Here is a 12113-nt window from a genome sequence, read left to right as displayed (position 1 = left end):
TTTAGTGAGCCTGATTTTGTTAAGAATCAGGAAGGAACGCAGTTTGCACCGTATAGACGAGGAGCGTGGCTTTGTATGTAAGAAAACCCAAAAAAATGGGCATTACGTGTAGATCGTTCCATTGAGTTGCTAGTATAATCAACCCAATAAATAAAGCAAAACGATTTTTGCTTAGACGATTTTTCTCAGCACCCAATCGCTCAACGTCATTAGCCAGCATCTTTAAGTAAACCACACCTGTACACGCCCCTATTAAATAATTCAGGGCAATGTTTAAGGAATAAAAAATCCACACAGAGATAAATATAATCCCCGTCAAAACAAGTGTGATTACCAACAACTTCTGATAGAGTTGATAGAACTCCTGCATAGAAGTGTTGACTGGTTCTGTGTCCTCAAAACCAGATGGAGAATCTTGTTGTGTTGTCGGAGGGGGTGCAATTGGTTCTTCTGACAAGCTCACGGGACTTGAAACCAGTACAGCTAACTTATTATGACTGCACATTCAGTCAGCTGAATCATATCACGATCCGGTAACAATACTTTAGAAAAAAACAATTAACTTCTTGTTTCTGACCCAAACGCAAGACAAATTTCACTTTGGGCAGGCACAAAGCTAAAGAAGATTTAGGAAAGAGGCAAAACTTAAGATGTAACGCGAATCTCGCCTGGACATTTCCTAAATTTATGCACAATTGCTTTGTTCTAAAAAATTTAGTGACCTCCAAAAGCCTTGTGTAATCAGCTACTTAATGTGTCGGGAAAGCTGGTGTTTAGAAAATTAGTTGGTGCTTGAGGAGCGTAGACGCAAAACGTCTTGTCGTTAGACATCACACCAAAGCTTAATTTAGCTAAACTCCAGCCTGTCGAGTTTGTACTACCCACTGAAGAGGGCATTGCTGTGTACATTCTTAATTTACATTAGATTGGCCAAAATTGCTTGCGCCTGTGGCTGATTATGAAGCAGGTGAGAAAAATTAGGTGCTGAATGGGGCGTTTATAGAGGACTCATATTTGATTAGTGAAAAAAATCAGTACACAACTAAATTTCCTGTTATCTGTTCCCTGTTCCCTGTTCCCTGTTCCCTACCTACACAAGGATTTTCCGTAATCAAATCGGATTCCTATATAGCTTGCGAATAGTCCATAATATTTCCTATTAGCCAAATGTATCCTTGTGGAGTAAGCGATAGAGTAACTGTCTACCTTTACTCCATCATGAGCAACAAAAGCTAATCAAGTCGAAAATTTACTACCACTCGGTTCCACGGAAAGGATAGTTTCTGGGAATGATATACTCTAGTCCGTTTAGCAGGAAAGTAAAATCTACGCGAGAGAAGGGATGAGTACCGATGTTTGCAAAGTATAAACGACCGTCGGGCTTGATTAAAAATACAGCGGGTTCGCTAAACAAAGCGGGTTCAGTTTCAAAATGTCCTTTGGTGAGATATAGTCCCCAACGGCGCATTTCATCTGGCGTTAAATCATACCCAATTGTGGTATTTTTGATGCTGGCTTTTGCTTGAAATTGTTGCGCTTTCTCTATGGTATCGCCGCTGATAGCGATCGCTTCTACACCGAGGTTTTTGAAAGCATCAAGTTTTTGCTCTAAATCAGTAATATATTGTTCGCAAATCGGACAGTGCAAACCTCTGTAAAACACAAGCATTGTGTAGTTTTTAGGAGTTTGCTCTGATAATTTCCAGATGCTGCCATTTAAGGTTTTGACTTCCAAAACCGGAGCCGCATTACCCATGAGCAGTTTGGGTGAGGTTGTTTTTTCAGATTGAGTAATCATTATTTTGCCTCAAATTTGATATGTGCGTTTAGTCAATAATTTATCTCGCACTCGTTGATGTACTTCGCAAAATCCGGGTATTAATTTACCTCAAACCAAAGCCAAGAAATGCAGAAACAAGAAATAAATAAGATTTATTTAATTTCTTTTTTTAAAGGTATTAAACTTGTTAAAAAACACAAAAATCAATAATCAATAGCAGATATGGGCGGATGGACGCAGATAAAATTTACTTATACATAAACTCTATTTACTTAGAAAAATTATTAACTAAATTAATAACAACCATCAGGTTATAACAATTTGCTCTTGAGTAAAGTAAAAGAAGTCATTATTAACCGCAGATGAATTTGCTGCGCAGAAATTATAAATTCTCAAAAACTAACAAAGATTACTACCAAATTTTTATTTTTCAGGTAAGCTGACAAAAGCAGTTTTCATCCTCAAAACAATGACCGCAAGTAGTCCTACGATTTTAGCCTTAGACTTTGACGGAGTAATTTGCGACGGACTAATTGAGTATTTTGAGGTAGCATGGCTTACCTACTGTAAACTGTGGTCGCCTGCTAACGATACACCACCCGATGACTTGGCTTTGAGATTTTATCGTCTCAGACCTGTGATTGAAACAGGTTGGGAAATGCCTGTTTTAATTAAGGCTTTGTTAGAGGGAATGTCCGATGAGCAAATTCTTCAAGAATGGACAACAATTACTCCACAAATTTTATTAACAGATAACTTGCAGGCTAGAGAAATCGCTGCAAAACTAGATCACCTGCGCGATGAATGGATTGCTACAGATTTAGAAGGTTGGCTGAGTCTGCACAAATTTTATCCAGGCGTGATCGAAAAAATCAAATTAACTTTGGCTAGTGATGTGCAGTTGTTCATTGTCACGACGAAAGAAGGGCGGTTTGTACAGCAACTATTACAACAAGAAGGGGTGGATTTACCTGCAAAAGCAATTTTTGGTAAAGAAGTGAAACGTCCTAAATACGAAATTCTGCGAGAATTAATTCAGACAGCAAATCAACAGCCAGTTAGTTTATGGTTTGTCGAAGACCGCATCAAAACTTTGCAGTTAGTGCAACAGCAAGCTGACCTTGGAGATGTAAAACTTTTCCTGGCAGATTGGGGCTATAATACCCAACCAGAAAGGAAAGCGGCTCAAGATGACGAGCGTATTCAGTTACTATCGCTGTCGCAGTTTGCCAAGAATTTCTCAGATTGGTTGTAATAAAGTTGTAGAGACGCAAAATTTTGCGTCTCTATAATGGCTTCAGTAGGGTGAATAACCTCTAAAAATCTATGCTTGACCTGACAAAATTAGCGCGACAAATGCAAGGCTTAAGTCAGCATCTATCACAAGAAGCTGTTGCTGGTCGTCAGCGTTTAGAATTAGCGCAACAACATTTAATAAATGCTTACGAGTGTCAGCAAGATTTGATTGAGCGTCAAGAAAAATGGCGCGATCGCATTCTCTTTGCTAATGCTACCCCAATTGAGCCATTAGAAACTCGTGTTACTATCCCAACTCCACCCAAGGTGCATACTGTTATCGCTACTGACGGTTCACAAATCGCCCCTAGCCACCACGAAATTGCTTATTGCTATCTCTTAAATATTGGCAGAGTAGTTTTACACTACGGTCAAAACCGTCATCCACTACTTGATAGTTTGCCAGAGGTATTTTACCGCCCCGAAGATTTATATACGTCTCGGCAGTGGGGAATTAGAACTGAGGAATGGATGAGTTTTTGTCGGACTGCAAGTGAAGCGACGGTTTTAGCGGAATTAGCCTGTGCAGCTAGGGGAGATGCACCAACTTTAGCAATGGTGGATGGTTCCTTGGTTTATTGGTTTTTGGAACAGTTACCGCTGGATGCCCGCGATCGCATTTTACCGCCGATTTTGCAAGCTTGGCAGCAGCTGCGCGATGCTGGTATTCCGTTAATGGGTTATCTCAGTGCTTCACGTAATGTTGAAGGTATCAACTTTTTGCGGTTGGTGGCTTGTCCCCATCCAGTTCCCGACTGTGTGAGTTATTGTCCCAACCAATTAGAGAAAGTTCCTTGCAAAGTTTTTGAACCTTTACGAGATACATCTTTGTGGTCAACTCAACTCGAACCGGGACAACGTGGCCCACTGTGGCGGAGTAATGCGCGAATATTAGAGTTTTATGAAGGACAAAGCATTTATTTTTGTTATGTTCACGTTGGTACGGAAATTGCCCGCATTGAAGTGCCAGCTTGGGTTGCAGAAAATACAGCGATGTTTGATGAAGCTTTGGGTTTAATGCTGGCGCAAGTCCAAAAAGGATATGGCTACCCAGTGGCGATCGCAGAAGCGCATAATCAAGCTGTGGTAAGAGGTGGTGATAAAGCGCGTTTCTTCGCCCTTTTGGAAAAACAAATGATTAAAGCTGGTTTGAAGAATGTTGGTACTTCCTATAAAGAAGCACGTAAACGGGGAAGTATTGCTTAAATTATTAAAGAGCTTAATATTTATCAAAAATTGTCAAGAATATTAAATAACATCCGTAATACTTCTTATCTTTATTTTGAAGATTTTACGTTCAATTAAAAATTTTTTTGGGAAATCTATACTTAGAAGATTAAGTAACAAAAATCTACTCGTACCAGAAAACACAAAGTTATCAGGTGAAGGTAATCAAAAAAAGTAGCACATAAGGCTAAAAACTGCCGTGTACGGTAATAAATTTTTATTGCTATTAACCGACTAATTTTAGATTGTCGAGTTGTTAGTACTTTATTGGCATGGCTTTTGAATTTGTGAATAAATGAATTCTCACAAATTAACGTGAATTCGATGAACCTCTCCCCAACCCCTCTCCGAAGCGGAGAGGGGCTTAAATATAGACTTTTTAAATCTGTCGAACTCGCGTCAAATTAGGTTTTTCAATCTTGATAAAGTCAAATACAAAGGACAAAGTTGAATATGAAAACACAAGTTCAATTAACAGAACACCAATCAGAAAGAAATTATTCTCGATTTTTTTCCCTATCCTTAGACTTATTATGTATTGCTAGTTTTGATGGATATTTTAAGCATATAAACCCAGCTTGGGAGAAAGTATTAGGTTGGTCAGAAAAGGAACTATTAGGTAAACCATTCATTGAATTTGTTAATCCTGCGGATATTGAAATTACGCTTTTAGAAATCCAAAAATTAGCAATGTCCTTTGAGACAATTCGCTTTGATAACCGCTATTTATGCCACGACGGTTCATATAAATGGTTATCATGGACTGCTACACCATTTGATGCCGAAAAGTTAATTTATGCAGTAGCTCGTGATATCACATTGCAAAAAGAAAACGAGATAACATTACAAAAAAATATTCAAGAGTTAGAAGCATTCAAATTTGCTTTAAATGCACATTCTTTAGTAGCAATTACTGATGCAACAGGCAGAATCAATTACGCTAATGATAAATTCTGTGAAGTTTCGCAGTATTCTAGGGAAGAACTTTTAGGACAAGACCACCGGATAATTAATTCTGAATATCATTCCAAAGAATTTTTTGCAAATTTATGGAAAACTATTGCCGCAGGTAAAATCTGGAGAGGAGAAATTAAAAACAAAGCTAAAGATGGCAGTTTTTATTGGGTGGATACACTGATTGCACCAATGTTGAATAGCAACGGTAAACCACAGCAATATGTAGCTATTCGTACAGATATTACACAACGTAAGCTTTCTGAGTTAGCTTTGTTGGAGCGATCGCGTTTATCATTATTAAGTGCAGAAGTCAGTTTGGCTTTATCTCAAAGTGGTACACTCTCAGATATTCTGCAAAGTTGCACAAATACAATATCAAAATATCTAGATATTGCTTTTGTATGTATCTGGACTTTTGAGCGACAAACACAGCAGTTAGAATTGCAAGCAGGGGTTCATTGTGAAGATTCTAACTGTAATGCTTTAAGTCATGAGCAAGAATTTCCCAATCATCTGGTTGTAGCTAACAAAATTGTTGGTCTAATATCACAAAGCTATCAACCAATTTTAAATGAAGAAGTCAAAGTTAATTATCCAGATAACCTGCTTGATACAACATTATCAATTTTACGATTCTCTGCCTATCCCTTAATTGTTGAACAGCAATTGATTGGTATTATGGCTTTGTTTAGTCAGCCATTATTTAATGAACCTACTCATAATTTGTTAAATTGGATTGCCAATAATATTGCTGTTGCTATTGATAGAATTTGGGCTAGAGAAGAATTATTGAGTCGTCGGGAAGCGTTATTATTGCGTTTAGCAAGTCAAATTCGCAGTTCTCTTGACCTGGATACTATTTTAGAAACTGCTGTTCATGAAATCCGCAGTTTATTGAAAGTTGACCGTTGCTACTTTTTGCAATATTCTCCTGATACTGAGCAACCTAGCCTTGCTATTACCCATGAAGCACGAAATCTTAATTTACCTTCTATCTTAGGTAATCTATCGCTGCAAAATCATCCTTATTTAACAAAAATGCTCTTAGATCAAGAGTTAGTTTGTATTGATAATACTCACAAAGATTTGCACAATAATCAAAATATACAAAAACTCCTGAGTGAGTTTGATATTACTTCGCAATTGTTACTACCAGTTAAGAGTCATGCTGGTGAATTTGCAGCGATTGTTTGCAGCCATTGTCATGGCGATCGCATTTGGGGTAATAGTGATATTGGACTATTGCAAGCTGTGACTGATCAACTAGCGATCGCAATTGATCACGCCCAATTATACACTCAAAGCCTCACTGCTACTCTAGCTGCCCAAGCTCAAGCAGAACAACTTACAGAAGCTTTGCATCAATTACAGCAAACCCAATCTCAACTTATTCAACATGAGAAAATGTCTAGCTTAGGACAATTAGTAGCTGGAGTTGCTCATGAAATCAATAATCCAGTTAACTTTATTCATGGCAATCTCACTTATGCTAATGAATACGTTGAAGACTTACTAAATCTATTAGATATCTATCGCGAACAGTATCCCGAACCAACACCAGAAATTGCTGCACTGGAAGCAGAAGTTGATTTAGATTTTATTACCGATGACTTATCAAAACTGCTGAATTCCATGAAAATGGGGACTAATCGCATTCGCGAAATTGTGTTGAGTTTGCGCAACTTTTCCCGTCTTGATGAAGCTGATAAAAAGTTAGTTGATATCCACGAAGGTATTGACAATACGTTGTTAATTTTGCACCATCGCTGGAAAGATAATGGAATTGGTTTAGGTATATCTATTATTAAAGAATACGGTAAATTACCATTAGTTGATTGTTATCCTGGACAACTTAATCAGGTATTGATGAATATTTTAACCAATGCGATCGATGCTTTAGAAGACTCAATAATTAAGCGAAAAGACTTGTCTAATACAGAGAAAGAATTATCGAAGCCGACAATTCGGATTCAGACAGAAATTTTAGATAATAATTTTATTTCTATCCGCATTGCTGATAATGGTTCTGGGATGACAGAAGAAGTTAGAAACCGTTTATTTGACCCATTTTTTACGACTAAGCCTGTAGGTAAAGGTACAGGTTTAGGATTATCTATTAGCTACCAAATTATTATCGAAAAACATGGCGGTAGCTTGCAATGTATCTCAGAACCTGGAAAAGGTACAGAGTTTATCATTCAAATTCCTGTGATGCTCAATTAATTAAAGTTCTACTAGGGAGAAATCAAAGAGTTACCATTTCTACTGAGTCAAGTTTTGCATGGAAATTCCCTTACATCAGCAGCAAAACCAGATTCTACTTTCACCAACAGCCGAAAAATAAGCCGCGATCGCCTAAACTATCTAACATAGGATTAGCGATACAACGGTAAGCCATGCAAAATATCAATCAATTTAGCACTACAGGCCTAAGTTTAGAGCTATTCCATGTGCAGACAAACACTGCTTTTGAGTTACCACTGAATTTGACTGTCATTCGCATTGGTAAGCCAAATGATCAAAATGCGCCTGATATAGACGTTTCTAGTTTGCCAAATGCTGAGGTTGTTTCTCGCATTCATGCCCAAATTTTAGTGGATAATAGCAATTACTTAATTGAAGACTTAGGCAGTTCCAACGGCACATTTCTCAACGATATCAAGCTAGAACCTGGAATTACCTACCAGTTAAAGTTAGGCGATCGCATTGACCTTGGGCAAGGTCATCATATAACTTTTATTTTTCAGAATAAACTAGAATATGCACAAAACTTGCTGACATCTTCTGATATCACTCAAATTTCTCCCCAAATAATTGAGCAAAATAAACCAACCGTGGTAGATAAAACAACCAAGCTAATAGGTTTGGCTTTGATAGTGGCCAGCATCGTTATTTTAACTGCAAATATTAGAGTTGGGGTATTTTTTAGTCTCCCTGGCGTAGTTTTATGTTTTGTGGGAATTTTCTTGTTGTGTCAGCAACGTATCAACCGCAATTTAGGCTGGGTGTTGATTGTATTGGGAATCCTGGTGATTATATTTACTAGCAATCTTTTCGCCTCAGTTAACCTTTTACTTTTACTGGCAACATCGACTTTATTTTTTATTGGATATTTACTTGTTACCACTGGTAAAATCTTCGGTTACGATTGGCGATCGCTTCAACAACTAATTAATAAATAAAAGGTCACGCTCTTAGCGTAACCTTTAGTTATTGCACTATTTCGATTTTATGGAACTCTTTAAACAATTACAAAATTGCTTGTGCTTAGTGAAGGTGTACCAGATATTTGTGCTATTTGCACTTGTCTAAATCCACCAGCACTACCATCTCTGTCAAAATACAGCGCACCAGTACTGTCGTTATAGATAAATCGCTGATCGCTAGTTGTTGCAGATGTTCCCAGAGTAAACTGCGCAATTGACAGTGAACCTGCTAACAACCCGCCACCAAAACCAGCAGCAGATATCTGAAGGATGTCATTAGTGATGCTGAAGTCAGTAATAGTATCAGTACCTTCATTGAAACTATTAAAGACAAAGGTATCCGCACCGCCGCCGCCAGTAAGGATATCACTACTTCTGCCACCTATGAGAATATCATTGCCATCACCGCCAATCAGGGTATCATTTCCATCACCACCATCGAGGATATTATTGCCTGTAGCACCAATGGTGGAGAGAAGATCACCACTACTGCCACCATTCAACGTGTTATTCCCTGTTGAATAGTCCACAATCAATGTGTCGCTACCATTACCACCGATGAGGGTGTTCTTACCAGACGAACCAACAGCGGAAAGCTCATCATTCCCAGTACCGCCATCTAGTACGTTATTTCCTGCGGAATAATCCACCAATAATCTATCATTGCCACCTCTGGCGTTGAGGATGTTATCACCTTCGGAAGCCACAGCAGAAAGAAAGTCATCCCCATTGTCACCATTGAGGGTGTTATTGCCTGTTGACTGTTCTACATTCAATGTGTTGCTACCAGCGCCACCATTGAGGGTGTTATTTCCAGATGAACCAACCGCAGCAAGATAATCATCCCCAGTGCCACCATTGAGAATGTTATTACCGCTTGACAGATCTACATCTAATATGTCGTCACCTGCATTCCCAATGAGGATGTTATCACCTGATGAACGAAAAGCCGTCAGGGTGTCGTTACCGTTGTAACCATTCAGCACATTATTCCCTGTGGAATCGTCAACGTTTAACGTATCGTCGCCTGTGCCACCGTTGAGGTTGTTATCGCCAGATGAACCAACCGCAGATAGAAAATCATCTCCAGCACCACCATTGACGGTGTTAACACCTGTGGAACCGTCAACGTTTAATGTATCTTCGCCATCACCACCATCGAGGGTGTTATTACCAAATGCACCAACAGCGGAAAGCTCATCATTCCCAGTACCGCCATCTAGTACGTTATTTCCTGCGGAATAATCCACCAATAATCTATCATTGCCACCTCTGGCGTTGAGGATGTTATCACCTCCGGAAGCTACAGCAGAAAGAAAATCATCCCCATTGTCACCATTGAGGGTGTTATTGCCGGTGGACTGTTCTACATTCAATGTGTTGCTACCAGCACCACCATTGAGGGTGTTATTTCCAGATGAACCAACCGCAGCAAGATAATCATCTCCAGTGCCACCATTGAGAATGTTATTACCGCTTGACTGATCTGCATCTAAGATATCGTCGCCTTCGCCACCGTTGAGGGTGTTATCACCTGCGGAAAGATAAGCCGTTAGGGTATCGTTACCAGCGCCACCATTCAGTGTGTTATTGCCAGTAGAATCGTCAACGTTTAACGTATCGTCGCCTTCGCCACCATTGAGGGTGTTATTCCCAAATGAAGCAACAGCGGAAAGATAATCATCATCAGCGCCACCATTCAGTGTGTTATTGCCAGTAGAATTGTCAACGTTTAATGTATCTTCGCCCTCACCACCATTGAGGGTGTTACTTCCTTCGGAACCAATCGCGGAAAGCTCATCGTTACCAATGCCGCCATCTAGTCGGTTACTGCCTGTAGAATAATCCACAATTAATCTATCGTTACCACCTCCAGCGTTAAGGGTGTTATTCCCTGCGGAAGCAACCGCCGAAAGATAATCATCCCCAGCATCACCATTGAGGGTGTTATTGCCAGTTGACTGATCGACATTCAAGATGTTGCTACCAGCACCACCGTTGAGGGTGTTATTTCCAGATGAACCAACAGCGGAAAGATAATCATCTCCAGTGCCACCATTCAGTATGTTATTGCCACTGGACTCATCCACATCTAATATATCGTCGCCTTCGCCACCGTTGAGGATATTATTCCCCTCCGAACGATAAGCTGTCAGGGTATCGTCACCGTTGTCACCATTCAGCACGTTATTGTCTGTTGAATAGTCAACGTTTAAAATATCATCGCCATTAGTACCATTGACAATTGCCATAACTTTTACCTAAATAAATCGATTGTTTCAGTAACTTGAAAGTTTTCAAGTTACATATTTTGCTGTTTTCATCGACAAAAAAGATGCCGACAGCAGATGCCTTCAGCATTTTTTTCGTGAGTATAGAAGCAATACAATTCGATTAAATTTTAAAGGCACAATTTGCAACATAATGTTGGCTTTTGCTGTCGCATTAACTAAGTACAAACATATTTAACTAAAGCACATATGGATTACATAAGGAAAGTAATTTTTTATAAATTTTTCTCGACTGATTCTCAAGAAACTGATAGACATAAGAGCTTTATTTTTTAAAGCTTATTGTTAAGTATTATTGAATGTGCTGCTGCAAAGTTTGTGAACAGCTTGCCAGTAATATGAATCTGTTTATCTATGACTGAGAAACTTTTTCTTGATGTAGCAAGGCGAATTCAAGTTCAGATTAAACAATACCAATTTTGATGATTTTTGCTAAACATTAATATTTTCCCAGGAAAATACTACACTCTCAGATAATCCTGACAGAGTGAATGTATGCTTCTAGCCAGCTAACTGCTATATTATTCCCTTCAAATTGGTATGTATGATATTGTTAGCTGTTATCTATATCTGCATTCTTTGTGCCTCTATTAATTCCAATACAAGCACTCATATTTAGGCTTTATTTCAACCATCCTTTGATCATTAGCGATCGCTAATCAAGTATCGAAAAATCAAGCTTAAAAACCAAGTATCGAAAAATCAAGCTTAAAGATGTATATGACACAGAAAGACACTTCCACGTTTATATTGTGGGCTGTTGCCTGTGATTATTTAGCTTAGAAGCTAGGTAATATCTAAATAATTTATTGAAATTGTACTGTATATTTACTGAAGTGTCTATGCTCTACAAATGCATCTTTACATACTCTTTACAGTAGATACTACAGCTATATATATAAGTATACCTATACCTATATTTGTATATTATTCAGTTTTTGATAGCGAAGAAATATGTTACAGGAAGTAAATGGAATGCAGAGCTTAGTTTTAGCGAAGTAGGGCGTATTTTGGTCTCTTTGGTAGGAGATTACAGGCAGACAAATTTTATCTATTTTTTAAATAAAAATAACAAAATTATTAATCTCTTTCTGTATCTTTGGGATATGAGCTTGATGATGCTTACTCAGGCTTTGACAATTTGTCGTGTTTGTCGATGATTGTTAATTTTTTTGTCGATATTGAATTTTCTGAGAAAATTTACAATCAATTAATCTAGCAGTCAAAGCATAGATAATGACAAAGACTAATGATCAAACATGGACACTGAGAGACTTTAAAGCCTGTTCCCTGTTCCCTGCTAGAACTGCTCTTAACCAGTTATGTATTATCATAAGTTCCACGACATTAGCTAAG

8 protein-coding genes are annotated in these 12113 nt (G+C 38.4%); 4 read left to right on the top strand and 4 right to left on the bottom strand.

Annotated elements, in window-relative coordinates:
• Window positions 1-19: 19 nt before the first annotated feature.
• The 3 genes from ACMX3D_RS17415 to ACMX3D_RS17405 all read right to left on the bottom strand — a co-directional run bounded on the left by ACMX3D_RS17415 (window position 20) and on the right by ACMX3D_RS17405 (window position 1798).
• A complete protein-coding gene (locus ACMX3D_RS17415) occupies window positions 20-505 on the bottom strand; it encodes an ATP synthase subunit I (RefSeq protein WP_190697182.1) in 486 nt (161 codons plus the stop codon).
• A 236-nt stretch (window positions 506-741) separates the two neighbouring features.
• A complete protein-coding gene (locus ACMX3D_RS17410; RefSeq protein WP_482747135.1) occupies window positions 742-897 on the bottom strand; it encodes a hypothetical protein in 156 nt (51 codons plus the stop codon).
• Between the two features lie 355 nt (window positions 898-1252).
• Window positions 1253-1798 carry a peroxiredoxin-like family protein gene (locus tag ACMX3D_RS17405; protein WP_482747134.1) on the bottom strand — a complete coding sequence of 182 codons (546 nt, stop codon included), beginning with the start codon at window positions 1796-1798 and terminating at the stop codon, window positions 1253-1255.
• Window positions 1799-2249: 451 nt separating this feature from the next.
• Between ACMX3D_RS17405 and ACMX3D_RS17400 the strand changes: the two genes are divergently transcribed.
• The 4 genes from ACMX3D_RS17400 to ACMX3D_RS17385 all read left to right on the top strand — a co-directional run bounded on the left by ACMX3D_RS17400 (window position 2250) and on the right by ACMX3D_RS17385 (window position 8442).
• Window positions 2250-3035 (top strand): HAD family hydrolase, encoded by a 786-nt coding sequence (locus ACMX3D_RS17400; protein ID WP_482747133.1) that lies wholly within the window; start codon window positions 2250-2252, stop codon window positions 3033-3035.
• 71 nt (window positions 3036-3106) lie between these two features.
• Window positions 3107-4282 carry a DNA double-strand break repair nuclease NurA gene (locus tag ACMX3D_RS17395; RefSeq protein ID WP_482747132.1) on the top strand — a complete coding sequence of 392 codons (1176 nt, stop codon included), beginning with the start codon at window positions 3107-3109 and terminating at the stop codon, window positions 4280-4282.
• A 474-nt stretch (window positions 4283-4756) separates the two neighbouring features.
• Window positions 4757-7483 carry a PAS domain S-box protein gene (locus tag ACMX3D_RS17390; protein WP_482747131.1) on the top strand — a complete coding sequence of 909 codons (2727 nt, stop codon included), beginning with the start codon at window positions 4757-4759 and terminating at the stop codon, window positions 7481-7483.
• Between the two features lie 173 nt (window positions 7484-7656).
• The gene (locus ACMX3D_RS17385; RefSeq protein WP_482747130.1) at window positions 7657-8442 is read left to right on the top strand and encodes an FHA domain-containing protein; all 786 of its coding nucleotides are present in this window, start codon (window positions 7657-7659) and stop codon (window positions 8440-8442) included.
• 59 nt (window positions 8443-8501) lie between these two features.
• Here ACMX3D_RS17385 and ACMX3D_RS17380 read toward each other — a convergent pair whose 3' ends face one another.
• A complete protein-coding gene (locus ACMX3D_RS17380; RefSeq protein WP_482747129.1) occupies window positions 8502-10718 on the bottom strand; it encodes a beta strand repeat-containing protein in 2217 nt (738 codons plus the stop codon).
• Between the last annotated feature and the right edge of the window lie 1395 nt (window positions 10719-12113).

This window comes from Anabaena sp. TISTR 8404 (assembly GCF_056847745.1).
Note: the sequence above shows the minus strand (reverse complement) of the source record. Positions and strands in the feature narration are given on the sequence as shown.

Coding starts and splice junctions, on each gene's coding strand:
- ACMX3D_RS17385 (WP_482747130.1), top strand. CDS start 7,657: ATGCAAAATATCAATCAATTTAGCACTACAGGCCTAAGTTTAGAGCTA.
- ACMX3D_RS17395 (WP_482747132.1), top strand. CDS start 3,107: ATGCTTGACCTGACAAAATTAGCGCGACAAATGCAAGGCTTAAGTCAG.
- ACMX3D_RS17400 (WP_482747133.1), top strand. CDS start 2,250: ATGACCGCAAGTAGTCCTACGATTTTAGCCTTAGACTTTGACGGAGTA.
- ACMX3D_RS17410 (WP_482747135.1), bottom strand. CDS start 897: ATGCCCTCTTCAGTGGGTAGTACAAACTCGACAGGCTGGAGTTTAGCT.
- ACMX3D_RS17405 (WP_482747134.1), bottom strand. CDS start 1,798: ATGATTACTCAATCTGAAAAAACAACCTCACCCAAACTGCTCATGGGT.
- ACMX3D_RS17415 (WP_190697182.1), bottom strand. CDS start 505: ATGTGCAGTCATAATAAGTTAGCTGTACTGGTTTCAAGTCCCGTGAGC.
- ACMX3D_RS17380 (WP_482747129.1), bottom strand. CDS start 10,718: ATGGCAATTGTCAATGGTACTAATGGCGATGATATTTTAAACGTTGAC.
- ACMX3D_RS17390 (WP_482747131.1), top strand. CDS start 4,757: ATGAAAACACAAGTTCAATTAACAGAACACCAATCAGAAAGAAATTAT.